The sequence below is a fragment of the Pandoraea norimbergensis genome, assembly GCF_001465545.3.
GTDB lineage: Bacteria > Pseudomonadota > Gammaproteobacteria > Burkholderiales > Burkholderiaceae > Pandoraea > Pandoraea norimbergensis.
The window spans coordinates 5,731,725-5,756,499 of record NZ_CP013480.3 but is presented as its reverse complement, the minus strand read 5'-3'; the positions used below and the strand labels follow the sequence as shown (position 1 = coordinate 5,756,499).

27 protein-coding genes and 1 riboswitch are annotated in these 24,775 nt (G+C 63.8%); of the genes, 23 read left to right on the top strand and 4 right to left on the bottom strand.

Going from position 1 to position 24,775, the window contains the following annotated elements; all coding sequences use genetic code 11:
- Nucleotides 1-67 precede the first annotated feature (67 nt).
- Both AT302_RS25220 and AT302_RS25215 read left to right on the top strand, forming a co-directional pair.
- Nucleotides 68-892 carry an NAD-dependent epimerase/dehydratase family protein gene (locus AT302_RS25220; RefSeq protein ID WP_058376347.1) on the top strand — a complete coding sequence of 275 codons (825 nt, stop codon included), beginning with the start codon at nucleotides 68-70 and terminating at the stop codon, nucleotides 890-892.
- On the top strand, nucleotides 889-1,857 hold the full coding sequence (locus AT302_RS25215; protein ID WP_058376346.1) for an SMP-30/gluconolactonase/LRE family protein: 969 nt from the start codon (nucleotides 889-891) through the stop codon (nucleotides 1,855-1,857). The genes AT302_RS25220 and AT302_RS25215 overlap by 4 nt, the downstream gene beginning before the upstream one ends.
- Nucleotides 1,858-2,084: 227 nt before the next feature.
- Here the strand turns inward: AT302_RS25215 and AT302_RS25210 are convergent, their stop codons facing one another.
- From AT302_RS25210 to AT302_RS25200, 3 genes are all read right to left on the bottom strand, one after another.
- On the bottom strand, nucleotides 2,085-3,344 hold the full coding sequence (locus AT302_RS25210) for an MFS transporter (protein WP_058376345.1): 1,260 nt from the start codon (nucleotides 3,342-3,344) through the stop codon (nucleotides 2,085-2,087).
- Nucleotides 3,345-3,453: 109 nt separating this feature from the next.
- Nucleotides 3,454-4,242, bottom strand: a complete 789-nt coding sequence (locus AT302_RS25205; protein ID WP_058379942.1) for an SDR family NAD(P)-dependent oxidoreductase — start codon at nucleotides 4,240-4,242, stop codon at nucleotides 3,454-3,456.
- A gap of 169 nt (nucleotides 4,243-4,411) precedes the next feature.
- Entirely contained in the window at nucleotides 4,412-6,217 is a 1,806-nt protein-coding gene (locus AT302_RS25200; protein ID WP_084656463.1) for an ABC transporter ATP-binding protein/permease, read from the bottom strand.
- Nucleotides 6,218-6,527: 310 nt separating this feature from the next.
- Nucleotides 6,528-6,653, top strand: a riboswitch (TPP riboswitch).
- A 133-nt stretch (nucleotides 6,654-6,786) separates the two neighbouring features.
- On the opposite strand from AT302_RS25200, the gene AT302_RS25195 reads away from it, so the two are divergent.
- Genes AT302_RS25195 through AT302_RS25180 form a run of 4 tightly spaced genes read left to right on the top strand, consistent with a single transcriptional unit; the run spans nucleotide 6,787 to nucleotide 10,216 of the window.
- Nucleotides 6,787-7,926 carry an FAD-dependent oxidoreductase gene (locus AT302_RS25195; protein WP_058376344.1) on the top strand — a complete coding sequence of 380 codons (1,140 nt, stop codon included), beginning with the start codon at nucleotides 6,787-6,789 and terminating at the stop codon, nucleotides 7,924-7,926.
- Nucleotides 7,927-7,942: 16 nt separating this feature from the next.
- Complete coding sequence (gene thiS / locus AT302_RS25190) at nucleotides 7,943-8,140, top strand: sulfur carrier protein ThiS (protein ID WP_058376343.1); 198 nt, start codon at nucleotides 7,943-7,945, stop codon at nucleotides 8,138-8,140.
- Between the two features lies 1 nt (nucleotide 8,141).
- Nucleotides 8,142-8,990, top strand: a complete 849-nt coding sequence (locus AT302_RS25185) for a thiazole synthase (protein ID WP_058376342.1) — start codon at nucleotides 8,142-8,144, stop codon at nucleotides 8,988-8,990.
- The gene (locus tag AT302_RS25180; RefSeq protein WP_064675007.1) at nucleotides 8,987-10,216 is read left to right on the top strand and encodes a thiamine phosphate synthase; all 1,230 of its coding nucleotides are present in this window, start codon (nucleotides 8,987-8,989) and stop codon (nucleotides 10,214-10,216) included. The genes AT302_RS25185 and AT302_RS25180 overlap by 4 nt, the downstream gene beginning before the upstream one ends.
- Nucleotides 10,217-10,282: 66 nt before the next feature.
- On the opposite strand, the gene AT302_RS25175 is transcribed toward AT302_RS25180, so the two are convergent.
- Nucleotides 10,283-10,768 (bottom strand): GNAT family N-acetyltransferase, encoded by a 486-nt coding sequence (locus tag AT302_RS25175; protein WP_058376341.1) that lies wholly within the window; start codon nucleotides 10,766-10,768, stop codon nucleotides 10,283-10,285.
- A 338-nt stretch (nucleotides 10,769-11,106) separates the two neighbouring features.
- On the opposite strand from AT302_RS25175, the gene AT302_RS25170 reads away from it, so the two are divergent.
- The 17 genes from AT302_RS25170 to hisH all read left to right on the top strand — a co-directional run bounded on the left by AT302_RS25170 (nucleotide 11,107) and on the right by hisH (nucleotide 24,604).
- The gene (locus AT302_RS25170; protein WP_058379939.1) at nucleotides 11,107-11,919 is read left to right on the top strand and encodes an ABC transporter ATP-binding protein; all 813 of its coding nucleotides are present in this window, start codon (nucleotides 11,107-11,109) and stop codon (nucleotides 11,917-11,919) included.
- Nucleotides 11,916-12,683, top strand: a complete 768-nt coding sequence (mlaE, locus tag AT302_RS25165) for a lipid asymmetry maintenance ABC transporter permease subunit MlaE (protein WP_058376340.1) — start codon at nucleotides 11,916-11,918, stop codon at nucleotides 12,681-12,683. Before AT302_RS25170 ends, mlaE begins: the two co-directional genes overlap by 4 nt.
- Before the next feature lie 54 nt (nucleotides 12,684-12,737).
- Nucleotides 12,738-13,280, top strand: a complete 543-nt coding sequence (gene mlaD / locus AT302_RS25160; protein ID WP_058376339.1) for an outer membrane lipid asymmetry maintenance protein MlaD — start codon at nucleotides 12,738-12,740, stop codon at nucleotides 13,278-13,280.
- A 5-nt stretch (nucleotides 13,281-13,285) separates the two neighbouring features.
- Complete coding sequence (locus tag AT302_RS25155) at nucleotides 13,286-14,167, top strand: MlaA family lipoprotein (RefSeq protein ID WP_058376338.1); 882 nt, start codon at nucleotides 13,286-13,288, stop codon at nucleotides 14,165-14,167.
- 191 nt (nucleotides 14,168-14,358) lie between these two features.
- Entirely contained in the window at nucleotides 14,359-14,979 is a 621-nt protein-coding gene (locus tag AT302_RS25150) for an MlaC/ttg2D family ABC transporter substrate-binding protein (protein WP_058376337.1), read from the top strand.
- Nucleotides 14,980-14,983: 4 nt separating this feature from the next.
- Nucleotides 14,984-15,241 carry an STAS domain-containing protein gene (locus AT302_RS25145; protein WP_058376336.1) on the top strand — a complete coding sequence of 86 codons (258 nt, stop codon included), beginning with the start codon at nucleotides 14,984-14,986 and terminating at the stop codon, nucleotides 15,239-15,241.
- Between the two features lie 351 nt (nucleotides 15,242-15,592).
- Entirely contained in the window at nucleotides 15,593-16,519 is a 927-nt protein-coding gene (locus AT302_RS25140; RefSeq protein WP_058376335.1) for an ABC transporter ATP-binding protein, read from the top strand.
- Nucleotides 16,516-17,271 carry an ABC transporter permease gene (locus AT302_RS25135; RefSeq protein WP_058376334.1) on the top strand — a complete coding sequence of 252 codons (756 nt, stop codon included), beginning with the start codon at nucleotides 16,516-16,518 and terminating at the stop codon, nucleotides 17,269-17,271. Before AT302_RS25140 ends, AT302_RS25135 begins: the two co-directional genes overlap by 4 nt.
- Before the next feature lie 20 nt (nucleotides 17,272-17,291).
- Complete coding sequence (locus AT302_RS25130) at nucleotides 17,292-17,531, top strand: BolA family protein (protein WP_058376333.1); 240 nt, start codon at nucleotides 17,292-17,294, stop codon at nucleotides 17,529-17,531.
- Nucleotides 17,528-18,868 (top strand): UDP-N-acetylglucosamine 1-carboxyvinyltransferase, encoded by a 1,341-nt coding sequence (gene murA, locus AT302_RS25125; RefSeq protein ID WP_237172016.1) that lies wholly within the window; start codon nucleotides 17,528-17,530, stop codon nucleotides 18,866-18,868. Before AT302_RS25130 ends, murA begins: the two co-directional genes overlap by 4 nt.
- Nucleotides 18,865-19,545 (top strand): ATP phosphoribosyltransferase, encoded by a 681-nt coding sequence (gene hisG / locus AT302_RS25120; RefSeq protein ID WP_058376332.1) that lies wholly within the window; start codon nucleotides 18,865-18,867, stop codon nucleotides 19,543-19,545. Before murA ends, hisG begins: the two co-directional genes overlap by 4 nt.
- Entirely contained in the window at nucleotides 19,542-20,864 is a 1,323-nt protein-coding gene (gene hisD, locus AT302_RS25115) for a histidinol dehydrogenase (protein WP_058376331.1), read from the top strand. The genes hisG and hisD overlap by 4 nt, the downstream gene beginning before the upstream one ends.
- 1 nt (nucleotide 20,865) lies before the next feature.
- The gene (locus AT302_RS25110) at nucleotides 20,866-21,468 is read left to right on the top strand and encodes a hypothetical protein (protein WP_058376330.1); all 603 of its coding nucleotides are present in this window, start codon (nucleotides 20,866-20,868) and stop codon (nucleotides 21,466-21,468) included.
- Between the two features lie 102 nt (nucleotides 21,469-21,570).
- Nucleotides 21,571-22,635, top strand: coding sequence for a histidinol-phosphate transaminase (gene hisC / locus AT302_RS25105; protein ID WP_058376329.1), 1,065 nt, complete (start codon nucleotides 21,571-21,573; stop codon nucleotides 22,633-22,635).
- Between the two features lie 27 nt (nucleotides 22,636-22,662).
- The gene (gene hisB, locus AT302_RS25100; protein WP_058376328.1) at nucleotides 22,663-23,250 is read left to right on the top strand and encodes an imidazoleglycerol-phosphate dehydratase HisB; all 588 of its coding nucleotides are present in this window, start codon (nucleotides 22,663-22,665) and stop codon (nucleotides 23,248-23,250) included.
- Nucleotides 23,251-23,342: 92 nt separating this feature from the next.
- The gene (locus AT302_RS25095; protein WP_058376327.1) at nucleotides 23,343-23,969 is read left to right on the top strand and encodes a MarC family protein; all 627 of its coding nucleotides are present in this window, start codon (nucleotides 23,343-23,345) and stop codon (nucleotides 23,967-23,969) included.
- Nucleotides 23,966-24,604, top strand: coding sequence for an imidazole glycerol phosphate synthase subunit HisH (gene hisH, locus AT302_RS25090; protein WP_058376326.1), 639 nt, complete (start codon nucleotides 23,966-23,968; stop codon nucleotides 24,602-24,604). Before AT302_RS25095 ends, hisH begins: the two co-directional genes overlap by 4 nt.
- The last annotated feature ends 171 nt before the right edge of the window (nucleotides 24,605-24,775 follow it).

Genomic DNA, 24,775 nt, shown 5'->3' with positions numbered 1-24,775 from the left:
AGTGTCGATTTCGTTGTAGCGATGCATCGACGCATGCATGGCGATCTACCGATGAACAAGGAGTGACATGAGCCAGACTTCCGGCAAACCCTTCCGCCGTCTGCTGTTGACCGGCGCAGCGGGCAACCTCGGCAAACAATTGCGCGGCAAGCTTGCCGAATGGGCGGACATCGTTCGCGTGAGCGACATCGTGCCGGTCACCGCAGACGCACCGCATGAAGAAGCGATGCAGGTCGATCTCGCAGATCGCGCCGCCGTGCACGCGTTACTCGAAGGCGTGGATGCGCTCGTGCATCTGGGCGGCATTTCCGTCGAAGCGCCGTTCGACGACATTCTGCAAGCGAACATTCTGGGGCTGTACAACGTCTACAGCGCCGCGCAGAAGCAGGGTGTGAAGCGCATTGTGTACGCCAGTTCCAACCACGCGGTGGGCTTTCACGAAGTCACCGAAGTGCTCGATACCGACGTCCCGCACCGTCCCGATGGCATGTACGGACTGTCGAAGTGTTTTGGCGAAGATCTGTCGCGTTACTACTTCGATCGCTTTGGCCTCGAGACCGTGTGCCTGCGCATCGGCTCATCGTTCGAGCAGCCGAAGAATCCGCGCATGATGGTCACGTATCTGAGCTTTCGCGATCTGGCAGAACTCGTGCGTTGCTCGCTGTTCACCAATCGCGTGGGCCATGCCATCGTCTACGGCGTGTCGGACAACCCGACGCTGTGGGTCGACAACACCAAGGCGTCGTTCCTCGGCTACCGTCCGCAAGACAGTTCGGCCGAATTCGCAGGGCTGTTCCCGGCGAAGGCGCCCGATACGCAAATGGATGACTGGACCCAACGCTATCAAGGCGGTCCGTTCGTGCTGATGGGGCCGATGGAGCCCAAAGCATGAGTCTGTCGATCGAACGCATCGAACGCATCGAGCGACTGGCGCCTACGCGTTCGACGCCGCACGCAGTTGGAGAAAGCCCGCTCTGGCGCGATGACGAACAGGCGCTCTACTGGGTGGATATCCCTGCGAAGCAACTGCATCGGCTGACGCCGGCCGATGGCGCGCATCGCCAGTGGACTTTCCCCGAGCAGGTCGCGTGCTTCACGTTCGACGCCGTGGGCACGTTGCTCGCCGGTGCCGAGACCGGGCTGTTCGCGGTGCATCGCGATGATCTCGCTGATCTCGCTAAGTCGGACGTCGTCGACACGGCGCAATTCCATCGTCTCGCTGCCCCCGCTTTTCCGGCGCCCGGCATGCGTTTCAACGACGGACGTTGCGATCGGCAGGGCCGCTTCTGGGCGGGCACGATGGTGCAGGACATGTCGTTGGCGAGCGACGCGGGTGCGTTGTTCCGATTCGACGCCGCGGGTGAGTTGTCGGCACCGTTGGTCGACGCACTGGTGACGCAAAACGGTCTGGGTTTCTCGCCGGACGGCCGCACGATGTATCTGAGTGATTCGCACCCGACGCGGCGTCTCGTGTGGGCATTCGACTTCGATATCGACAGCGGTGCGATCAGCGGGCAACGCCTGTTCGTGGATATGAACCAGTACCCGGGCCGCCCCGATGGCGCGGCGGTCGATGCGGACGGTTGTTACTGGACATGTGCGAACGACGGCAGCCGGTTGCTGCGCTTTACGCCTGCCGGTGCACTGGATCGCGAGATCGTGTTGCCGGTGTCCAAACCGTCGATGTGCGCGTTTGGCGGGCGAGAGTACGATACGTTGTTTGTCACGTCCATCCGCCCGGGGGCGAATGCCAACGAGCACGATGGTCACGTGTTTGCCGTGCGATGCGGCGTCCAGGGTTTGCCGGAAACGCCCTATGCGGGCGTGTTGAATGTTGGGCCGGTAGCCGGTGTGTAGGCGGGGGTATGACGGTCGCGACGCCGCGCACAAGCGGCGCGCACCGCGGTAGTTGTCCGGCGCGCTCGCGGTAGTTCAGGCGAACGCCCGGTGAGGCAGCGGGATGCCGGATCGAACGTCGTTCGCGATCCGGCATCCCGTTTTGCCATTTCTGTGCGTGATCAGTGCTTAGTCAGTGCTTAGTCAGTGCTTGGTCAGTGCGTAATCAGTGCGTAAACAGTGCGTAATCAGTGCGTCAGGTCCGGCGTCGTGAGCACTTTGCCGCGCGTCTCCGGCAACAGCAGCGCGCAGACGACCACCAGCAGATAGCCGCCGCCGGCAACGAAGCCGATGGCTTTCACCAGCGAGCCTGTTTGCGCGAGCATGCCCACGGCGATGGGGAAGAACGAACCGATGCCGCGCCCGAGGTTGTAGCAAAAGCCCTGACCCGAACCGCGAATATGGTTCGGATACAACTCGGTGAGATACGCGCCAATGCCGGCAAAAATGCCTTGCACCACAATCCCCAGCGGGAAGCCCAGCCACAGCATCGCGCTGTCGGTGATCGGCAGCATCGTGTAGACCATGCCGAGCACAAACGAGGCGATGGCGAAGAAGATGAACGCGCCGCGACGGCCGAGTTTGTCCGAGAGAATGGCGCCCACGATATAGCCCACGAACGAGCCGACGATCAGCACGATCAGATACGCACTCGTATTGAACACCGACAGGCCGCGCACCGTCTTCAGATACGTCGGCAGCCACGTCGTGATCGCGTAATAGCCACCGAGCATGCCGGTGCAGAGCAGGCTGCCGAGAATCGTCGTCTTCAGATGCTCGGGCGCGAAAATCTGCGTGAAGTTGCCTTGCAGTTTGCCCTCCGCAATCTTCTTGCGCGTTTGCGTGAAGATCTCCGGGTCCGACACGTTGCGGCGCACGTAGGTGATCCACACGGCGGGCAGAATGCCGATCCAGAAGCAGGCGCGCCATGCCGTACCTTCATCGAGCACGGCGAAGAAGAACCAGTAGAGCAACGCCGCGGCAGCCCAACCCACGGACCAGCTGCTTTGCACCGTACCGACCGCCTTCGCGCGGTGTTGGGGCGAGCGAATCATTTCGCCCATCATCATCGTGACCACCGTCCATTCGCCGCCGAAGCCGATGCCTTGCAACGTGCGTGTGATGAGCAGTTGCCAGAACGAGTTGGTGAAGCCCGAGAGGAATGTGAAGAGGCAGAACGTGGCGATCGTCCATTGCAGAACGCGAACGCGGCCGTAGCGGTCCGCGAGAATCCCTGCGAGCCATCCGCCGACCGCTGATGAGATCAGCGAGCTGGTCGCGATCATCCCGGCTTCACCCTTCGTCATGCCCCATGCGGCGATCAGCGTCGGGATCAGAAACGAATAGATCATGAAGTCGAACGCGTCGACGGCGTAACCGCCAAAGCCCGCATACAGGGCCTTGCGTTCCTTCGTGTTGAGTTCGTTGAACCAGGAAAAAAATGCCATGAAGACTCCTCGGTGAATCGTGTATTTGTCGTTATGTGTGCGTGTGCCACCTGTGCTGCCTGCGCCAGTCACCTGTGCCGTCGCACGGTGTTTTTGTTTTGGCGCGGCGTTAAATCGTCAGGCCGCCGTCGACGTGAATCACCTGACCGGTGATCTGCCGGGCGTGCGGGCCGAGCAGGAAGGCGGCGAGTGCTGCAATGTCATCGGGTTCGCAGAGGCGGCCGGTCGGGGTGGCGTCGGCAGCGCGTTGCCATGCCGCCGGGTCCATCGCCGAGTGCCCGCCGTCCTTGCGGGTGTAGCCCGGTGCCACGCAGTTCACCGTAATACCGGCGCGCGCGTACTCGGCGGCGGCGCTTTTCGCGAGCGCTTCGATGGCGGCTTTCGCGGCGGCTGTCGCCGGAAACCCGGTCGTGTTCGCGGCGATACGATGCGCGACGAACGAGCTGATCGCGACGATGCTCGCGCGCGACGAGCGTTGCAAGTCGGGCAGGGCACAGCGCAGCAGCGCGGCGAAGGTGCCGGGCATGGCTGCCAGTGCGTGGGCAAAGGCCTCGTCGTCGATGTCGGCGAGACTCTGGCGCGTCGCGAAACCCGCATTGCTGACGATCTGGTCGACGGGGCCGAAGGCGTCGCGGGCGGCGTCGATCAGTCGCGCGGCGGCAGACACGTCCGAGAGATCGCCCAGCCACACAGCGCAATTCGCGCCGAGCGATTCGCACGTGGTGCGAACATCGGCGAGTCGTTGTTGGCTCTCAGGGGAACTGCCGCGTGTGTGCAGCAGTAGCTGCGTGTCAGGTGAGGCGAGGTGTCGTGCGATGGCGGCACCGATACCTGAGGCGGCACCGGTCACGACGATAGTGCGTCGGGCGTGGTCGCCAGACGAAGAAGTAGGGGTAATCACGGTGAGCCCGGATAAAGCGGAGGGTGCGTGTGATTATGCCAAACGGAGGGAGGCGTGGAATAGCCGCGTCAATATTAATTAGGAAGTGAACAAAGTCGCGGCCAATACCGTTGTGCGAATGCCGAAAGCAGCGGTGAAACTGGGTGAAAAAATGGGGCGCAAATCACTATGCCGCCCCGACCGCGCGCGGTGGCGCAACCTCCTCGACAGGATGCAGCGTCATGGTGTGCTGATGGAATCGGCCGAGTGTCTCGCGATGCGCAACACTGACCATCGTCGTATCGGGAAGATTGGCGTGCAGGGCGTCGTACACGGCTTCCTCGGTTTCGACATCGAGCGCGCTGGTCGCTTCATCGAGAAAGAGGAAGTCGGGTTTCTGAAGCAATGCACGGGCAGCCGCGAGTCGTTGCTGTTCGCCGCCCGACAGACGCCGCGCCCAATGCGCAACGGTTTGCAGATCGCCGCCGTATTGTCCGAGGCTCACCGCAGCCAGCGCATCGCGGTACTGCGCATCGGTAAAGGTTTGCGGCGGCGACGGGAAGGCAAGCGCAGCCGCCAGCGTATCGATCGGCAGATAGCTCTGTTGCGACAGGAACAGGACGCGCGCATTGGCGGGCACGTTGACTTGTCCGCTGCCGAATGGCCACAGACCGGCCAGCGCTCGCAACATCGTGCTCTTGCCGCAGCCCGAGCGCCCGCGTACCAGCCAGCGTGAGCCGCGTGCAAAGGCAAACGAGCCGACGTTCGCGAGCGGTGCGCCGTTCGGCAGTGCGAGTTGCAGATCGGTGGCGGCAAACGCGGGTGCTGCTCCGGCCTGCGCGGGGACGACAGCAATGCCACCGGCGCGCGGCGGTTCGTCGATCACGCGTGTAAATTCCCGTAACCGGTTGATCGTGGCTTTCCAGTCGGCCAGCGTCGTGAAGCTGTTCACGAACCAGGAGAAACCGTCACTGACCTGTCCGAAGGCATCGATGATGCGCATCAACACGCCGAGCGTGAAGGCGCCCGCGAAGTACCGGGGCGCTGCTGCCATGATCGGAAACACGATGGCGATCTGGCCGTAAATCGAGTTCGCGAAAATCAGCCGCTTGGTGACGACCATGATCTGCCACCAGTTGTCGCGCACCGCGCCAAAGGCCGATTTCAGGCGCGAGAGCTCGGCGCCTTCGCCGCGATACAGCGCGATTTGTTCCGAGCTTTCGCGCAGGCGCACCAGCAGAAAACGGAAATCGGCTTCCACTTGTTGCTGGCGATAGCTGAGTCCGACGAGCGGGCGGCCGACCTTGAAGATGAAGAACGAGCCGACCACCGCATAGAGAGCCGCCACCCAAACCATGTACCCGGGCACCGTCACGTTCATCGTGCCGAGCGCAAACGAGACGGCCCCCGAAATCGTCCAGAGAATCGTGACGAACGAGAACAGCGAGACGAGCGTGGTCAGCAGATCCAGCGAGAGCGCCAGCGAGGAATTCACGAGCGTACGAATGTCTTCGGAAATACGCTGGTCGGGGTTGTCTGCGAGATGATCGCGCTCGATGCGGTAATAGGCCTGACGCGTGAACCACTTCGTCAGGTTCGTATCCGTGACCCACTGCCGCCACTTGATTTCCAGCATCTGCCGGAAGTACGTGCGAAACGTCGCGATGATGATGAAGCTGAACGCCAGCACGGCGAACTCCATCAGCGACGAGGTGAAGACCGGCCAGTTGCGCTTGTCGAGGGCATCGTAAAAGCGCGCGTTCCATGCGTTCAGGCGCACGTTGATAAACACCACTGCGAGATTCAGCGCGATCACGAGCAGCAGCAGCCGGCGTCCCTCCCAGCGCTTTTCGGAGACCCAGTACGGCCGGATCAGTTGCCATGCCGTGGGTGATTTCGGGGGTGTTGGCGCGGGCTTCGCCGGATCGGAGGCGCCCGGCGGCGGAACCTCCGGCGAGGCTGGGGGCGTGGGTGGCGTCGGCGTGTGGGCCATGATCGTCTGGCGGCGTTGCCGCAGTGGTGCAACGTTTTATGAGGAGTGCCCGGCGGCGCGCGGCCGCGCGTGTTCCGGATCGAGTGCCCGACGACGCCCCGACGGCTTCACCGGTACCCAACGGTTCGTTTGACCGTCGTCTTCCTCAGTGTGTTGCACGATTCCCGGCCCAGGGCTCGCGTCACGCCGAAATTCAGTTTACGCGCTGTTACAACGCCCGGGAAAAACGTCAAAAAACGAGACGCGTCGAGCGTCTACCCACCCGGGAAGCCAGCTTGCACGGGCGTCGGCATCTATGTTGTAATGGCTGCGGGCGAAACAGGGGTGCTCCGTATCGAACGCGGGTGTAGACCATGCGTGACGATCGCGGGGCTGAGAGAGACCCTTTGCACCCGACCCGGGTAATACCGGCGTGGGAAGTTTCCGACTCCTCCAGTGGGGTAAGGTGCCTGGCACCGTTTCGTCCTTTTGCTTTCATGAGGAAAGGACCCCATGCGTTACCTTCCGCAAATTCCTTCGCATTGCCCTGAGTGCCTGCACGCCGTGATGGCCTGTGCGGGCGTGCGCGTATGAGCGCCTCGACTTCACGTCCCGACGTTGCCGTGCTCGGCGGAGGCCTGTCCGGGCGCCTCGTCGCGTGGCAACTGATTCGCACCGGCGCGCGTGTCGCGCTCTATGAGCGCGGCGATGCCGACGGCTCGTCCGCAGCCGGTTGGGTGGCCGCCGCCATGCTCGCGCCGCTGGCCGAAGCGGCCGTGGCCGAGCCGAGCATCGTCGAAATGGGCGCCGTCGGGCTGGAGCGCTGGCCCGGGCTGATCGACGGACTTCCCGAACACGTGTTCTTCCAACGCAACGGCACGCTCGTCGTGTGGCACCAGCCTGACCGCGCCGAAGCCGTCATGTTCGACCGTCGCATGCGCGCTAACGCCCCGCCTGAACTGCTGCGCGGTGGTGTCGAACGTCTTGGCGGTCAAGGGGCGAAATCGCTTGCCGATGTCGAACCCGCGCTCGCCGGCCGCTTTCAGGAAGGCTGGCTGCTGCCCAACGAGGGCCAGCTCGATAACCGCCAGTTGCTGCGTGCACTCGCCGCAGGGCTGGCAAAAGCCGGTGCCGACCTGCACTGGAACACGGAAATTACCGAAGGGGACTACCCCGACGCGGGTCTCGTCATCGACTGTCGCGGTCTGGGCGCGCGCGCGGCGCTCACGCAGCTTCGCGGCGTGCGCGGTGAAGTGGTGCGTATTCACGCACCGGGGATCGGCCTGCGCCGTCCGGTGCGATTGCTGCATCCGCGTTATCCGATCTACATCGCGCCTAAAGAGAACGATCTCTATGTGATCGGCGCGACCGAGCTTGAATCCGAAGACATGTCGCCGATGACGGTGCGCTCGGCGCTCGAATTGCTATCGGCAGCGCATTCGCTGAACCCTGCGTTCGGCGAGGCGCGCATCGTCGAGTTGAACGTCAACTGCCGCCCGGCGCTACCCGATCACCTGCCGCGAGTGCAGTGGGACGGCGCGCGGTTGTTGCGCGTGAACGGTCTCTACCGGCACGGCTATCTGCTGGCGCCGGCGGTGACCGGCGAAGCGTGCGCACTGGCGCAGGCATTGATGCAAACGAAGGGCGCGCCAACAGCAGTGGGAGACGCGCTCGATTGGGAGACGTGGCGAGCAAGCCGGCCTTGGCCGGACCTGTTCCGCCGGGCTTGAGAGGGAACAGTACGCAATGGATATCCAGATCAATCAACAGACGCTGAGCGTGGCCGATGCGGCAACGCTCGCCGAAGCACTCGCCGCTTACGGCGCTAAGCCGCCTTTTGCGGCCGCCGTGAACGGACAGTTCGTGCCCAAGACGCAATACGCCGCGCGCCAACTCGTGCAGGGCGACAAAGTCGATGTCGTGCAACCGGTCGCCGGAGGCTGAAATGAACGCAATTACCGAATCGGCCAACGTGGCCGCAGGCAGCACGCGCGACGCGCTGACCCTCTATGACACTCGCTTCGGCAGCCGCTTTTTGCTCGGCACTGCGCGCTACCCGTCGTTGCAGGCGCTGAACGATTCCATCGATACCGCCCGTCCCGGCATGGTGACCGTGGCGCTGCGCCGTCAACTCTCGGGCACCGGCGCGCAAGTGTCCGAAAGCCATTTCTGGGACACGCTGCGACGTCTCGCCGTGCCCGTGCTGCCAAACACAGCCGGCTGCCATTCCGTGCAGGAAGCGGTGACCACCGCACAAATGGCACGCGAAGTGTTCGAGACCGACTGGATCAAGCTCGAACTCATCGGTGACGACTACACCTTGCAGCCCGACCCGTTCGGTCTCGTCACGGCCGCGGAACAACTGATTCGCGACGGCTTCAAGGTGCTGCCGTACTGCACTGAAGATCTGGTGCTGTGCCGCCGTTTGCTGGACGTGGGTTGTCAGGCGCTGATGCCGTGGGGCGCGCCGATCGGCACCGGCAAGGGCGTGATCAATCCGTATGGCCTGCGCTTGCTGCGCGATCGCCTGCCCGACACGCCGCTCATCGTCGATGCAGGTCTCGGTCTGCCGTCGCATGCCTGTCAGGTGATGGAATGGGGCTTCGACGGCGTGCTGCTGAACACCGCCGTGGCGCTGGCGGCACAGCCGGTGGAAATGGCTGGCGCGTTTGCTTCTGCCATCAAGGCCGGTCGTAGCGCATGGCTCGCCGGGCCGATGGCCGAGCGCGAGAGCGCCGAAGCCAGCACGCCGGTGGTCGGCGTGCCGTTCTGGCACAGCAAGGATTATTCATGACGATGTCTGCCCGCGCGGCTGCACCGGTGTCCAGCGATTCGGGGCAGACTGATCCTTTGTCTCATGTGACGTGCCTGCCGGCCGACGCGCCGCTCGCGTTGGCGTGGCAACAGGCGGCCGGCGCGATCCGCGCCCGTCTCGCGCCGTGGCCGGACGCCAGCACGACTGCGCAATGGCGCCTGCACGCGCAGGTACCGCCGGGCGGTTTTGCCAAAGGTGACGTGTTCTGGTGGCCGCTGACGCCGCAAGGCGCACTGGATACCGGCACCTCGGTGCAAATCGACGTGTGGCGTGCGGCGGGTGCCGTTGTGCTGTGCTCGCGTGCGTTACCGCGTGGCGGTGTCGAAGACACGTTGTATGCGGACGGCGAAATCTATCGCGTGGCCGGCGTGGACGATCCCGCATTTTTCCCCGCATTCGCCGCGTTTCTCGACTGCGGCTTTGCACCGCACGATGCGCTCGTGCTTGGCCGCGCGTGGCGCACCGACGGCCGCCATGCGCGGGCGGAAGATGCCGATGCGCTGGGTGACTGGCCGACGGTGTTGGAGACGTTCCCTGAAGTGGTCGGCCAGGTGCCGAGCCCCGGCGAATTTCCCGCATGTCCGGCGCGGCTGGGGCTGTACCCCGTGCTCCCCGATGCCGGCTGGTGCGAGCGCATGGCTGATCTTCAGGTCGGCACTGTGCAGCTTCGCGTCAAGGACCCGGCCCATCCCGCACTGACGTCGGAGATCGCGCGCACGGTTGCCGCCGGCAAGCGCGTGACGCACGACAGCGCATGGTTCATCAATGACCATTGGCGCGAAGCGGCGCAGGCAAACGCTTACGGCGTGCATCTGGGGCAGGAGGACATGGCGGCGCTTTCCGCCGCCGAAGTCGAATCGCTGCACGCGAGCGGCATGCGGCTAGGCATCAGCACGCACGGCTATTACGAGATTCTTGCCGCTCACCACTTCCGCCCGAGCTATCTCGCCGTGGGGGCCGTGTTCCCGACGACGACCAAGGTCATCGCCACCGCGCCGCAAGGGCTGGCCAAGCTCGCGCGGTACGTGAAGCTGATTTCGCCGCACTATCCGCTCGTTGCCATCGGCGGCATCGACGCGCAGAACTTGCCGCAGGTGCTTGAGACTGGCGTGGGGTGTACGGCTGTGGTGCGTGCCGTGACGGAGGCGGCCGACGTGGCGACTGCCGTCAAGGGCATGCAAGCGGAATTTGCGAAGCGGGCGTGACGCCGGGGGCGGGAGGAAATGCGGGCAGTGAGGGTCGCGACGATGCGCCGTGCACTGCCTTCTGAATTACAGCGTGCGTGTCATGAACACCGCGCCGTCACCGTAGCCAGCCAGCTTCGCCGCAATCAACGGTGAGACATCGGTGGCAGCCTTGTAGCCGAAACGCGCCCAGAAACCTTGTGATTGCTGCACTGCAACGAGTGCGGATGCGGCAAGGCCAAGTGCCTGTGCCGAGGTCAACGCGGCGTCATACAGGCGGGCCGCCACACCCGCGCCTCGCGTGCGCGGGGCGAGTGCCATATCGTGGACGTACCAGCAGTCGGGGGCGTCGGGCAGAGCGTCGAGTACCATGTCGAGCGGTGGCGGGGCGGCGAGTTGCCACGGATGCGTGAACAGATACCCGGCCACCACGGCGGTCTCATCCACGGCCACCCAGCAGGTGGCGGGGGACAGCGCCAGCCGCGAACCCAGCGTGGCTTCCGATTCCAGCATCACGTCGCCATAGGCCTGAGCCTGTACCACCAACACTTGAGGAAGGTCGGCAGGGCGCATCGGACGCGTCTGAAATCGAGTGGAGGGAACAGGCGCGCCAGCGTCAGGCCCGGCCGGAGAAGACTTCATAACAATCAATGGTTTATTGCCCAAATCGGCATATTGTAGCAACGGCGCAACAGCCGCGCCGATCAAACCCTTCCTAAGTCCTTGCCGGGGTTACGTTTTTCCCCGTTACGCGCATCGGAACGGGGTTCTGCGGTGTCGGCCGCCCGCCTGTAAAATCCCGCGGGCAACTGCCAGTACTGCCTGTCACAGCCTCCCCGTGGACGGCATCGATCGGCATTCCCCCCTATAATTGGCGTTTTGCGCCGCACTATAAGACCCGAAACGTGCCTATCCCGAATACGGAAAATCTGCTCGAATTGCGCGACGTTAGCTTCGGTTATGGCGAACGTCTCGTCCTTTCCGGGCTGAACATGCGGTTTCCGCGCGGCAAGGTGATTGCGGTCATGGGCGGTTCCGGCTGTGGGAAGACTACGGTCCTGCGCCTGATCGGCGGTCTGGTGCATGCCAGCCGTGGCGTCGTCGATTTCGATGGCACCGATGTGTCGTCGCTGGACCGTGATGGCTGGTACAAGTTGCGCCGCCGCATGGGCATGTTGTTCCAGTTTGGCGCGCTCTTTACTGACATGACGGTGTTCGACAATGTGGCGTTTCCGCTGCGTGAACATACGCGTCTCGACGAAGAGATGATTCGCGATCTGGTGCTTATGAAGCTCAACGCCGTGGGCCTGCGCGGGGCGCGCGACATGAAGCCGGCCGAGATTTCGGGCGGCATGGCGCGACGCGTGGCGCTGGCGCGCACGATCGCGCTCGATCCGGATCTCGTCATGTACGACGAGCCGTTCACCGGTCTCGACCCGATCTCGATGGGCATCACGGCGAACCTGATTCGCAAGCTCAACGATGCGTTGGGCGCCACGTCGATCATCGTGTCGCACGATGTTTCCGAGACTTTCGCCATCGCCGACTACATTTATTTCATTACCGAAGGCCGGATCGGTGCCGAGGGGACGCCGGAGGACCTGCGGGCCTCGCAGGACCCGACCGTGCGCCAGTTTATCGACGCGCAGCCGGACGGCCCGGTGAAGTTTCAGTACCCCGCGTTGCCGCTTGCGGAAGATTTCGGCATCGGAGGCCGCGCATGATCACGGCGATCGGCGGTTTTGTCCGCGGGCATGTCGAGCGCCTGGGCTACGGCGCGCGCTTGTTCCTGCGCATGTTGAGGTCGAGCGGTGCGCTGCTGCGCCGCCCGCGTCTGGTGACCGATCAAATTCACTTCGTCGGCAACTACTCGTTCGTGATCATTGCGGTCTCGGGCCTGTTTGTCGGCTTCGTGCTGGGCCTGCAAGGCTATTACACGCTCAACAAGTACGGTTCGGAACAGGCGCTCGGCCTGCTCGTCGCGCTGTCGCTCGTGCGTGAGCTCGGTCCGGTCGTCACGGCGCTGCTGTTTGCCGGGCGGGCGGGGACGTCGCTCACGGCGGAGATTGGCCTGATGAAAGCTGGCGAACAACTGACGGCGATGGAGATGATGGCGATCGACCCGATCGCGCGCGTCGTTGCGCCGCGTTTCTGGGCGGGCGTGATCGCGATGCCGATTCTTGCCGCGATCTTCTCGGCGGTCGGTATCTTCGGCGGCTATCTGGTCGGCGTGCAGATGATCGGTGTCGACAGCGGTGCGTTCTGGTCGCAGATGCAGGGCGGCGTCGACGTCTGGGCGGATGTCGCCAACGGCGTGATCAAGAGCGTTGTGTTCGGCATTGCCGTGACTTTTATTGCGCTGTATCAGGGGTTTGAAGCTCAGCCGACGCCCGAGGGTGTCTCGCGCGCGACGACACGCACGGTGGTGCAGGCGTCGCTGGCCGTGCTGGCGCTCGATTTCCTGCTCACGGCCCTGATGTTCAGCTAACCGTCAGGCGATCCCGCCTAAGACAATTACAGACAGATTGCGCACACTGACACAATGAAAAAACACCCTCTCGACTTCTGGGTCGGCTTGTTCGTGGTTCTCGGCTTCGCGGCACTGCTGTTTCTCGCACTCAAGGCGGGTAACATGAGTTCGCTGTCGTTCTCGAGTACGTACCCGGTCACCGTGCGCTTTGACAATATCGGCGGGCTCAAGCCGCGCGCCGCCGTCAAGAGCGCGGGCGTGGTGGTCGGACGCGTGTCGTCGATTCAGTTCGACGATAAACGCTATCTGGCCAGCGTCACGCTCAACATCGATTCGCAGTACCAGTTCCCGAAAGATTCGTCGGCGAAGATCCTGACCTCCGGCCTGCTCGGTGAGCAGTACATCGGGCTCGAACCCGGGGGTGACGATCAAATGTTGAAAGCCGGTGATACGATCACGCTCACGCAGTCCGCAATTGTGTTGGAAAACCTGATCGGCCAGTTCCTGTATAACAAGGCGGCGGATGCTGGCGGAGCCCAACCGGGCGGCGCGTCGGCAGCGCCTGCACCGGCTGCCGCGCCGGGACAAGGGGCAACGGCTAACCAAGGAAAATAAAAGAAATGACCCGCTTCCGTACTTCGGCAGTGCTGGCCGTCGGCGCCTTGACGCTGGCCGGTTGCGCCACTGTGACGAACCCCACGCCGACCGACCCCATCGAAGGGTTCAACCGTTCGATGTTCACGTTCAACGACAAGCTCGACAAGGCTGTCATGACCCCGGTGGCCAAGGGCTACCAATTTATCGTGCCGCAGCCCGGGCGCGACATGGTCACGAACTTCTTCTCGAACGTGGGCGACGTGTACAACTTCGCCAACAACCTGCTGCAATTGCAAATCACGGCGGCGGTACAGGATCTGATGCGCCTGACGATCAACACGCTCTGGGGCGTGGGGGGTCTGTTCGACTTTGCAACGCCGGCCGGCTTGCCCAAGCACAGCCAGGACTTCGGCGTGACGCTCGGCAAGTGGGGCGTGCCTGACGGCCCGTATCTGGTGTTGCCGCTGCTCGGCCCGAGCACGGTGCGCGATACGGCCGGGATGGCGGCCAATCTGTATCTTGATCCGACGTCCTATATCAAGCCGGATTGGGTGAGCTACTCGCTGTACGGCGTGCGTCTGGTGAACACGCGGGCTAACCTGCTCGACGCTTCGAACCTGCTCGAAGCCGCAGCGCTCGATCCGTATTCGTTCACGCGTGACGCCTATCTGGCACGCCGCAAGTACCTGATCAGCGGCGGTGCATCGGGCAGTGCCCCGCTGCCGAACTACGAAGAGGAAGACGGCGCTGCCGGTGCGGGTGCCGCAGGCGCGGCGGCTGGCGCGGGCGCGCAGCCGATGCCGGCGCCGGCGTCGGGCGCATCAGCCGAGCCGGAATCGGGTTCGCCGCAAGGCTCGCCGCTGCCGGGCACGATGGTGCCGGGTGGTCTGCCGTTCCGTCGTTGATCTCATGAGGGACGCGCGTTCGCGCGCGTCCTGTCGTACCAACACCTCGTTGCGTCCCGACATGCGGGATGTGTCCGTCAGGCCCACCAGGCAACAGTTTGTTACAACGCGCCGGCGGGAATTTGCGAACTCAACACGTAACGCGGGTATCAAAACCCGCAACACTCGTCACTCGAAAGAGGAAGTCCACAATGAAGAAGTTCTGGCTCATTCCCGTCATGGCATTCATGACGCTTACCGCTGCGGGCTCGGCGATGGCACAGGCCCAGGCGCCTGACGCGCTGGTCAAGCAGACGGTGTCCGAGGTCATGGCCGCTGCCAAGACCGATCCGAACATTCAACGCGGTGACCTGAACAGCATTACCAAGCTGATCGAAACCAAGATCATGCCGCACGCGGATTTCGCGAAGACCACGCAACTGGCCACTGGCCGTGCATGGGCGACGGCCACGCCGGCGCAACGCGATCAGCTCACGACCGAGTTCCGGAAGTTGCTGCTGTACACGTACGCCGGTGCTATCGCATCGATTCGTGATCAACAGGTCGAGTACAAGCCGTTCCGCGCGCAACCGGGCGATACCGATGTCGCGGTCAACACCAGCGTGCTCAACAATGGCCAGCCGTTCGAGCTCGACTACCGCCTGTACAAGACGGCGAGTGGCGAATGGAAACTGTATGACATGAGCGTGTTCGGCTCGTGGCTGATCCAGACGTACCGCAGCCAGTTTGCCGAGCAGATCAACAAGAGCGGAATCGATGGTCTGATCCAGTTCCTGAAGACGCGCAACCAGCAGCTCTCGGGCGGCAAGTAAGCGCATGCTCGCTTTGCAAACCGATCTCACGCACGACACCGCCGGCGAGGTGCTCGCGCAGGCCATCGATCGCATCGACGCGGGGGAAACCCACGTCGATTGCGCGGGGCTCACGCGCTTCGACTCGTCGGCACTCGCTGTGCTGCTGGCCTTGCGCCGCCATGCCGGCCGACGTGGGTTGACGTTGGCGTTCACTAACTTGCCGACCGGATTGGCCAGTCTCGCGCTGGTGTACGGCGTCGACCATCTGCTATCGAGCTGATCGGCCGGTGCCCTGTCGGCGGGGTGGCCAGTGCACGAAGCCCGCAGAATCCAGAAAAAGCGCCGTCCCACGACGGCGCTTTTTTTGTTCCGGTGATTGCCCCGGCAGGGGGCGCCGAGGCCTGTCGAATCCAGCAGGGCGGGGCCTTGCGGGCTGGCCAGTCGGCCAAAACCACGGCGGACTCCCGCTTCCTTTATAATCAGGGGTTTTCCGCCGTCTATTGAGCGGTAACCCCCTCATTCGGGGCACCGACGCCGTCATTGCCGCCATCCTCCCCGGTTTGCGCGCTCGGCGCGCCGTGTCCGGAGTTACAAAAAATGGCGCGTCCGCCAAGACGGGCGCGTGCAGCCCATGGCCGCCATCGAAATCCGTAACGTCAAAAAACGCTATCAGGCGTTGCAGGCGCTCAAGGGCGTCAGCTTCTCGATCGAAGAAGGTGAATTTTTCGGTCTGCTCGGCCCCAACGGCGCCGGCAAGACGACGCTCATCAGTATCCTCGCAGGTCTGGCCCGTGCCGACGCTGGCAGCATCAGCGTGCTCGGTCACGACGTCGTGCGCGACTACCGCAACGCCCGCCGCAAGCTCGGCGTGGTGCCGCAGGAGCTCGTCTTCGACCCGTTCTTTTCGGTGCGTGAGACGTTGCGCATTCAGTCGGGCTACTTCGGCCTCACGCGCAACGACGACTGGATCGACGAAGTGATGGCCAATCTCGATCTGACCGACAAGGCCGACGCGAACATGCGCCAGCTCTCGGGCGGCATGAAGCGCCGCGTGCTGGTGGCGCAGGCGCTCGTGCATCGTCCGCCGGTGATCGTCCTCGACGAGCCCACCGCCGGGGTCGACGTCGAATTGCGTCAGACGCTCTGGAAGTTCATCTCGCGCCTGAACCGCGAAGGCCACACCATCGTCCTCACCACGCACTATCTCGAAGAAGCCGAGGCGCTGTGCGACCGCATTGCCATGCTCAAGCGCGGCGAAGTCGTCGCACTGGAACGTACGGCATCGCTGTTGCAGCGTTTTGCGGGCACGCGGCTGGTACTGCGCTTCCGTCAGGGCACGCTGCCCGATTCGCTGCGTCCGCTCCTCGTGGACGGACAAGACACCGGCGGGCGTCAGTTCGCGCTGCGTCTGGCGGGCTGCGACGAAGTCGAGTCGATTCTCGCTACCTGCCGTGCGGCCGGCGGGATCGTCGAAGACATTGAAATTCAGAAGGCAGATCTCGAAGACGTTTTCGTGCAGATCATGTCCGGTGCGCGCGCGCAGGAGGTGGCGGCATGATCGGTTTTCGTACGTTGTTTTATAAGGAAGTGCTGCGCTTCTGGAAGGTGAGCTTCCAGACCGTGGCGGCACCGGTGCTCACCGCGCTGCTGTATCTGATGATCTTCGGCCACGTGCTCGAAGACCGTGTGAAGGTCTACGACCAGATCACCTACACGTCGTTTCTGGTGCCGGGTCTGGTGATGATGAGCGTGTTGCAGAACGCGTTCGCGAACAGTTCCTCGTCGCTTATTCAGTCGAAGATCACCGGCAATCTGGTGTTCGTGCTGCTGCCGCCGCTCTCGCACTGGGAGATGTTCGGTGCGTACGTGCTTGCTGCCGTGGTGCGCGGGTTGTGCGTCGGCTTCGGCGTATTCCTCGTGACCGTGACGTTCACGCATCTGACGTTTGCCGCGCCGCTGTGGATTCTCGGCTTCGCGTTCCTGGGCGCAGCGATTCTCGGCACGCTCGGGCTGATTGCGGGCATCTGGGCCGAGAAATTCGATCAGCTCGCGGCCTTCCAGAACTTCCTGATCATGCCGGCGACGTTCCTCGCGGGCGTGTTCTATTCGATTCATTCGTTGCCGCCGCTGTGGCAAGCCGTGTCGCACTTCAACCCGTTCTTCTACATGATCGACGGGTTCCGCTACGGCTTCTTCGGCGTCTCCGATGTCTCGCCGGCCACGAGCCTGGCGGTCGTCGGCGCGACGTTCCTGATACTCGCAACCGTGGCGCTGAATCTGCTGCGCCGCGGCTACAAACTGCGTCACTGAACTTTCTTAGGATCGGCAAAATGCTGCCCACCCCAGAACAAATCAAACAGTACATCGAAGCCGGACTGGCTTGTGAGCACGTCGCCGTTGAAGGCGATGGCCAGCACTTCTACGCGACCATCGTGAGCGCGCAGTTCGAAGGCAAGCGCCTCATCGCGCGCCATCAACTGGTGTACGCCGCCCTGGGCGATCGCATGAAGGCAGAAATTCACGCGTTGTCGATGAAGACCCTGACGCCGGCGGAGTATCAGGCGCAATGAGGATTACGCAAGAAAGCGCCGGCGCAGCCGGCAACGGCGAGTCCGCCGCCGGCGAGCGTGTGGCCGCAGACCACCTGGAAATCGAAGGTGGCGAGCGGCTGGCGGGAGAAATTACCGTATCTGGCGCGAAGAATGCCGCGCTGCCGATTCTGTGTGCAAGCCTGCTGAGCGCCGAGCCGCTGGTGCTTGGCAACGTCCCCGATCTGCACGACGTGCGCACCATGCTGACGCTGCTCGCTCGTATGGGCGTGAAGGTCGAGCGCGAGGGTGAGTCGGTGACGCTCGACGCGTCGCAGATCACCGAGGCGGCCGCCCCGTACGAACTGGTGAAGACCATGCGGGCGTCGATTCTCGTGCTCGGGCCGTTGCTCGCGCGCTGCGGCGAGGCGCGTGTGTCGCTGCCGGGCGGGTGCGCTATTGGGGCGCGTCCGGTCGATCAGCACATCAAGGGCCTGCAAAAGATGGGCGCCGAGATCACGCTCACGCATGGCGACATCGTGGCGAAAGCGGCGCGTCTGCGCGGCGAGACGCTGGTGACCGACATGATCACCGTGACCGGCACCGAGAACCTGCTCATGGCGGCCACGCTGGCCGACGGCGTGACCGTGCTGGCCAATGCCGCGCGTGAGCCGGAAGTGACCGATCTGGCGAACCTGCTCGTGAAGATGGGCGCGAAGATCGAAGGCATCGGCACCGAGCGTCTGGTCGTGACCGGCGTGGCGCGCTTGCATGGTGCAACGCACGACGTCGTGCCCGATCGCATCGAAGCGGGCACATTCCTGTGCGCGGCAGTGGCCACGCGCGGCGACATCACGCTGCGTCGCGTGGTGCCGGGCACGCTGGACGCCGTGATTGCGAAGTTGCGCGAGACCGGCGCGAATGTGAGCGCCGGTGCGGATTGGTTGCGTGTGTCGATGGATCGACGCGCGCAGGCCGTGAGTTTTGAGACGTCGGAGTATCCGGCGTTCCCGACCGACATGCAGGCGCAGTTCATGGCGCTGAACTGCATCGCAGAAGGCGCGTCGCAGGTCGTCGAGACGATCTTCGAGAACCGCTTCATGCACGTGCAGGAATTGCTGCGTCTGGGCGCGAATATTGGCATCGAAGGCAATACCGCGCGCATTGCGGGCGTGGAACGTCTGTCGGGCGCGCATGTGATGGCAACCGACCTGCGCGCCTCCGCCAGCCTGATCGTGGCGGGCCTGACGGCCGATGGCCGCACGCTCGTCGACCGTATTCATCACCTCGATCGCGGCTATCATCGTATCGAGGCCAAGTTGTGCGCCGTGGGCGCGCGAATCCGTCGTGTGCAAGCACGCCAGGGAGAGATTGCATGAGTTCCGCCAAGTCTGCCCAGCCGCTCAGCCAACCGCTGACGCTGGCGCTTTCGAAAGGGCGTATCTTTACGGAAACGCTGCCGCTGCTCGCTGCTGCCGGTATCGAAGTCACGGAAGATCCGGAGACCTCGCGCAAGCTGATTCTGCCGACCACGGACCCGAACCTGCGCGTGATCATCGTGCGCGCGACCGACGTGCCGACGTATGTGCAATACGGTGCCGCCGACTTCGGCGTGGCCGGTAAGGATGTGCTGATCGAGCACGGCGGTGGCGGCCTGTATCAGCCGATCGATTTGAACATTGCCCGTTGCCGCATGTCTGTTGCTGTACCGAAGGGCTTCGATTACGCGAACGCCGTGCGTCAGGGCGCCCGCCTGCGGGTGGCCACCAAGTACGTGCAGACCGCACGCGAGCACTTTGCGGCCAAGGGCGTGCACGTCGACCTGATCAAGCTGTACGGTTCGATGGAACTGGGCCCGCTGGTGGGCCTGGCCGACGCGATTGTCGATCTGGTGAGCACCGGCGGCACGCTGCGGGCCAACAATCTGGTGGAAGTGGAGGAGATCATGGAGATCTCGTCCCGCCTCGTGATCAACCAGGCTGCGCTCAAGTTGAAGCGCGAGTCGTTGCAGCCTATTCTGGATGCCTTCGAGCAGGCCTCCCGCCAAACAGCATGAAACTCGATATTCGCAAACTCGATTCCTCTGCCGACGGCTTCGCGAAGCAGCTTCGCGACGTGCTGGCGTTCGAGGCGAGCGAAGACGCCGCCATCGACCGCGCGGCTGCCGAGATCCTCGCCGACGTGAAGACGCGCGGCGATGCAGCCGTCATTGAATACACCAACAAGTTCGACCGCCTGAGCGCTTCCGGCATGAGCGCGCTGGAGCTGCCGGCCACGGCACTCGAAGCCGCGCTGGAGAGTCTGGAGCCCAAGCGTCGCGCGGCGCTCGAAGCGGCCGCTGCGCGCGTGCGCGCCTATCACGAGAAGCAACGCATCGAATGCGGCAGCCATAGCTGGCAGTACACCGAGTCGGACGGCACGGTGCTCGGCCAGAAGGTCACGCCGCTCGATCGCGTGGGCATCTACGTGCCGGGCGGCAAGGCGGCGTATCCGTCGTCGGTGCTGATGAACGCGATTCCCGCACGTGTGGCTGGCGTGAAGGAAATCATCATGGTGGTGCCCACGCCCGATGGCGTGCAGAACCCGCTGGTGCTGGCCGCTGCGCATATCGCTGGCGTGGACCGCGTGTTCACCATCGGCGGCGCGCAAGCCGTCGGCGCACTGGCGTATGGCACCGAGACCGTGCCGGCGGTCGATAAGATCGTCGGTCCGGGCAACGCGTTCGTGGCCGCGGCCAAGCGTCGCGTGTTCGGCACCGTCGGCATCGACATGATCGCCGGCCCGTCGGAAATCCTCGTGATCTGCGACGGCACGACCGACCCGGACTGGGTGGCGATGGACCTGTTCTCGCAAGCCGAGCACGACGAACTCGCGCAGTCGATTCTGCTGTGCCCGGATGCGGCGTATCTTGCCCGCGTGCACCAGTCGATGGAGCGTCAGATCGACGAGATGCCGCGCCGTGACGTGATTGCGGCGTCGCTGCAAGGCCGTGGTGCACTGGTCAAGGTGCGTGACATGAACGAAGCCTGCGAGATCGCCAACGTGATCGCGCCGGAACACCTTGAGATCTCGACGGAAAACGCGCAGCAGTGGGGCGACAAGATTCGCCACGCCGGTGCGATTTTCCTCGGCAAGTTCACGAGCGAAAGCCTGGGCGATTACTGCGCCGGCCCGAACCACGTCCTGCCGACCTCGCGCACGGCACGCTTCTCGTCGCCGCTGGGTGTGTACGATTTCATCAAGCGCTCGAGCCTGATCGAAGTGAGCGAAGGCGGTGCCCGCATGCTCGGCGAAATCGCTGCCGAACTGGCCTACGGCGAGGGCTTGCAAGCGCACGCTCGCAGCGCCGAATTCCGTCTGCATCACGAGTCCTGACATGCGCGACGACGCCCTGTGGCCCGCCGCGCAAATCGCTTCGGCGCCGGCTACGTCCCGGCGTCGGGCTCGCGCATCGCTCGCCCAATCCCCTTTATCGTCAGTCATGCTGCCTGCCCGCCCCGTGCTGGCCGGGCGGCGTGCCGCCGTGCGTTTCGTCATGCGCTTTGTTGTGCGTGTTGCCGCGCTGTTTGCGCTGGGTGCTGCGGCAAGTTCAGCGGCGCATGCTGCCGGTAATTATTGCCAGCACGCCACGTTCGAAGGCGCGTCCGTCGAGCGTATGACCGTCTGCGTGCGCCGGCAGGCGTTCGATAACGACGTCTACGTGCTGCGTCTGGATGGCAAGACGGCCCTGCGCGGCACCGACGACGAAGTCGCGCACGGTGTGTTCGGCCGCGTGGGCAACCGGCTGGTGGCCATGCGTTGCGAAGCCGAGGAATCGCCTGCGCGCGTGAGCCCGGCCGTGGCGCAGGCGCTGTCGTGGCAAACCGGCGTGCGCGTGCAGCGCATCACCGATGCGCTCGGCAGCGTGGAGACCGGGCGCCGCTGCACCGTCAAGATCGACGGGGCCGATGCCGGACTGCTGACGTTCGCTTTCAACTGATTTGCCGCTGCCGGCTTTGTAGCGCTCGTAGACTTCGTAGATTCACCCGCTTCAGACCTTCAAACCGATTCGCGCGTTATCCATTCAGGTGGTCCGACCCTCATGTCTGTCGATCAAGTGATTCGCCCCGAAGTGCTCGCCATGAGCACTTATCCCGTACCCGATGCCAGCGGCCTGCTGAAGCTCGACGCGATGGAGAACCCCTACGGCCTGCCCGAAGCCCTGCGCACCGCGCTGGGTCATCGTCTGGCCGAGGTGGCGCTCAATCGCTATCCGGCGCCGCGCCCCGCAGCGCTGCTCGCCAAGCTCTCGCATGCGATGGGCGTGCCAGCAGGGGCGAAGCTGTTGCTGGGCAACGGATCGGACGAAATCATCAGCATGATCGCGGCGGCCACAGCCCGGCCGGGCGCAGCAGTGATCGCGCCGATGCCGGGTTTCGTGATGTACGAGATGTCGTCGCGTTTTGCGGGCATCGAGTTCGTGGGCGTGCCGCTGAAGGCCGACTTCTCGCTCGACATGCCGGCCATGCTGAACGCCATTGCGGCGCATCCGGGCGCGGTGGTGTATCTGGCTTACCCGAACAACCCGACCGGCAACCTGTTTGCCGACGACGAGATCGAGACGCTGGTGCGCGCCGCCAGCGGTGGCCTCGTGGTCATCGACGAGGCTTACCAGCCGTTTGCGGGCAAGACGTGGATGCCGCGTCTGGCGGATTTCCCGAACGTCGTGGTCATGCGCACGGTTTCGAAGCTGGGGCTGGCCGGGATCCGGCTGGGGTATCTGGCGGGGAGTGCGGAATGGCTCGACCAGTTCGATAAAGTGCGTCCGCCGTACAACGTGAATGTGCTCACGCAGGCGTGCGCCGAATTCATGCTCGATCACCTCGACGTGCTCGATGCGCAGGCGGCCGAATTGCGGGCCGAACGCAGCCGGCTGGCGGCTGCCGTGGCGGCGCTGCCCGGGGTGACGGTGTACCCGAGCGACGCGAATTTTCTGCTCGTGCGGGTGCCGGATGCCGACAAATCCTTCGCGGGCCTGCTCGCACGCAAGGTGTTGATCAAAAACGTGGGTAAAATGCACGTATTGCTGGCCAATTGCCTGCGCTTGACGGTCGGCACCCCCACGGAGAATGCGGCGATGGTCGAAGCCTTGGCCGCATCACTCTAACAAGCTACAAGACGAGAACTCACCATCATGCGCATTGCGGAAGTCGTTCGCGATACCAGCGAAACGCAAATACGCGTCAAGATCGATCTGGACGGCACCGGCCGGAAGACGCTCGACACCGGCGTACCGTTTCTGGACCACATGCTCGACCAGATCGCGCGTCATGGCCTCATCGACATGGAAGTCGAGGCCAAGGGCGACACGTTCATCGACGACCACCACACGGTGGAAGACGTCGGCATCACGCTGGGCATGGCCGTGGCCAAGGCCGTGGGCGACAAGAAGGGCCTCGTGCGCTACGGCCACAGCTATGTGCCCCTCGACGAAGCGCTCTCGCGCGTGGTGATCGACTTCTCCGGACGTCCGGGTCTCGAATTTCATGTGCCATTCACGCGTGCGCGCGTGGGTAGCTTCGACGTCGACCTGACCATCGAATTCTTCCGTGGCTTTGTCAATCATGCCGGCGTGACGCTGCATATCGACAACCTGCGCGGCATCAACGCCCACCACCAGTGCGAAACGGTGTTCAAGGCGTTCGGACGCGCGCTGCGCATGGCGGTCGAGATCGATCCGCGTGCGGCGGGTGTCGTGCCGTCCACGAAGGGCAGCCTGTAAGCGAGCCAGCGAGATAGCCCGCCGGCCCGGATGGCTGGCGGCCCCTGCGACGATTCTTTGCCCCGGCGGAATGCCGGCGCCGCGTGCCCACGATGACGCTCGACGCCTTCAAGTTCTTTATTTCGCTGCTGGCCCTGATCAACCCGTTGGGGGCGATCCCGCTGTTCATCAGCCTCACGTCCACGCAGACGCGCGAAGAGAAACGCCATACGATCAATGTGGCGGCGATTGCGGTGGCGCTGGTGGTGGCGGGCTCGGGCCTGTTCGGCGAGCACATCATCCGCTTTTTCGGCATTTCGATTGCGTCGCTCGAAGTCGGCGGCGGGGTGATCATGCTGCTCATGGCAGTGAACATGATCAACGCGCAGACCGGCAACACGCGCGCAACCGCCGAAGAGCGTCATGAAGCGGAAGAGCGGCCGAATATCGCCGTGGTGCCGCTGGCCATTCCGTTGCTCACGGGGCCGGGCACGATCAGTACCGTGATCATTTACTCGGGCCGTGCTGCCGGGTGGACGCAGATTCTGGCGCTCATGGCGATTGGCGTGGGTGTGGGCGCGGTGTGCTGGGTGGCGTTGCGCAGTGCCGGGCGGATCGAGGGCTGGCTGGGCCGCACGGGTATCAACATCGGCACGCGCCTGATGGGGTTGATCCTCTCGGCGCTGGCCGTGGAATTCATTATCGATGGTTTGAAAATACTGCTGCCGGGTTTGAGATGAATAAGATTGCGATTGTCGACTACGGAATGGGCAACCTGCGCTCGGTCTATCAGGCGCTGCGTGCTGCTGCGCCGGAGGCCGACGTGAGCATCAGCAGCGACGCCGCCGAGATTCGCGCCGCCGACCGCGTGGTGCTGCCGGGTCAGGGCGCCATGCGCGACTGCATGGGCTGCCTGAACGAGTCGGGCCTGCGTGAAGCCGTTGTCGAGGCCGCCGCCACCAAGCCGATGTTCGGCGTGTGCGTGGGCGAGCAGATGCTGTTCGACATTTCCGACGAGGGCAACACGCCCGCGCTCGGCCTGCTGCCGGGCCGTGTGGTGCGCTTCGATCTGGAAGGCCAGTTGCAAGACGACGGTTCGCGCTTCAAGGTGCCGCAGATGGGCTGGAACCGCGTGCGTCAGTCACGGGCTCACCCGATCTGGGCCGGTGTGCCCGACGACAGCTACTTTTATTTCGTGCACAGTTACTACGTCGTCCCCGCCAGCGCCGAACTGACGGCGGGCGAGACGGTCTATGGGGTGCCCTTTACCTGTGCAGTGGCCCAAGATAATATCTTTGCCACCCAGTTCCACCCGGAAAAGAGCGCCCACGCAGGGCTTGCGCTTTACCGCAATTTTGCACAGTGGAAACCTTAACCCGCCTGAGCGGGACCCGTGCGGCGCTTCGGTGCCCGGGCCTGCCGGCTGAGCCAGCTTATACTGTGTCATGTTGAATAATCCGATCCCGACGTGCCGGCGCCTTGCAGGGCAGGGATCGGTTTTGCGTTGTCCGCGTTTTACGCGAATTCCTTTTACTTCCCACTAGCG

Bases quoted from the DNA above. Each gene is read 5' to 3' on its own strand.
- AT302_RS25150 (WP_058376337.1), top strand. From the start codon at position 14,359: ATGAAGAAGTTCTGGCTCATTCCCGTCATGGCATTCATGACGCTTACC.
- hisG (WP_058376332.1), top strand. From the start codon at position 18,865: ATGAGTTCCGCCAAGTCTGCCCAGCCGCTCAGCCAACCGCTGACGCTG.
- AT302_RS25110 (WP_058376330.1), top strand. From the start codon at position 20,866: ATGCGCGACGACGCCCTGTGGCCCGCCGCGCAAATCGCTTCGGCGCCG.
- hisB (WP_058376328.1), top strand. From the start codon at position 22,663: ATGCGCATTGCGGAAGTCGTTCGCGATACCAGCGAAACGCAAATACGC.
- thiS (WP_058376343.1), top strand. From the start codon at position 7,943: ATGGATATCCAGATCAATCAACAGACGCTGAGCGTGGCCGATGCGGCA.
- murA (WP_237172016.1), top strand. From the start codon at position 17,528: ATGAGGATTACGCAAGAAAGCGCCGGCGCAGCCGGCAACGGCGAGTCC.
- AT302_RS25145 (WP_058376336.1), top strand. From the start codon at position 14,984: ATGCTCGCTTTGCAAACCGATCTCACGCACGACACCGCCGGCGAGGTG.
- AT302_RS25130 (WP_058376333.1), top strand. From the start codon at position 17,292: ATGCTGCCCACCCCAGAACAAATCAAACAGTACATCGAAGCCGGACTG.
- AT302_RS25220 (WP_058376347.1), top strand. From the start codon at position 68: ATGAGCCAGACTTCCGGCAAACCCTTCCGCCGTCTGCTGTTGACCGGC.
- AT302_RS25195 (WP_058376344.1), top strand. From the start codon at position 6,787: ATGAGCGCCTCGACTTCACGTCCCGACGTTGCCGTGCTCGGCGGAGGC.
- AT302_RS25155 (WP_058376338.1), top strand. From the start codon at position 13,286: ATGACCCGCTTCCGTACTTCGGCAGTGCTGGCCGTCGGCGCCTTGACG.
- hisH (WP_058376326.1), top strand. From the start codon at position 23,966: ATGAATAAGATTGCGATTGTCGACTACGGAATGGGCAACCTGCGCTCG.
- AT302_RS25185 (WP_058376342.1), top strand. From the start codon at position 8,142: ATGAACGCAATTACCGAATCGGCCAACGTGGCCGCAGGCAGCACGCGC.
- mlaE (WP_058376340.1), top strand. From the start codon at position 11,916: ATGATCACGGCGATCGGCGGTTTTGTCCGCGGGCATGTCGAGCGCCTG.
- AT302_RS25210 (WP_058376345.1), bottom strand. From the start codon at position 3,344: ATGGCATTTTTTTCCTGGTTCAACGAACTCAACACGAAGGAACGCAAG.
- hisD (WP_058376331.1), top strand. From the start codon at position 19,542: ATGAAACTCGATATTCGCAAACTCGATTCCTCTGCCGACGGCTTCGCG.
- AT302_RS25095 (WP_058376327.1), top strand. From the start codon at position 23,343: ATGACGCTCGACGCCTTCAAGTTCTTTATTTCGCTGCTGGCCCTGATC.
- AT302_RS25140 (WP_058376335.1), top strand. From the start codon at position 15,593: ATGGCCGCCATCGAAATCCGTAACGTCAAAAAACGCTATCAGGCGTTG.
- AT302_RS25180 (WP_064675007.1), top strand. From the start codon at position 8,987: ATGACGATGTCTGCCCGCGCGGCTGCACCGGTGTCCAGCGATTCGGGG.
- mlaD (WP_058376339.1), top strand. From the start codon at position 12,738: ATGAAAAAACACCCTCTCGACTTCTGGGTCGGCTTGTTCGTGGTTCTC.
- AT302_RS25175 (WP_058376341.1), bottom strand. From the start codon at position 10,768: ATGCGCCCTGCCGACCTTCCTCAAGTGTTGGTGGTACAGGCTCAGGCC.
- hisC (WP_058376329.1), top strand. From the start codon at position 21,571: ATGTCTGTCGATCAAGTGATTCGCCCCGAAGTGCTCGCCATGAGCACT.
- AT302_RS25215 (WP_058376346.1), top strand. From the start codon at position 889: ATGAGTCTGTCGATCGAACGCATCGAACGCATCGAGCGACTGGCGCCT.
- AT302_RS25200 (WP_084656463.1), bottom strand. From the start codon at position 6,217: ATGGCCCACACGCCGACGCCACCCACGCCCCCAGCCTCGCCGGAGGTT.
- AT302_RS25135 (WP_058376334.1), top strand. From the start codon at position 16,516: ATGATCGGTTTTCGTACGTTGTTTTATAAGGAAGTGCTGCGCTTCTGG.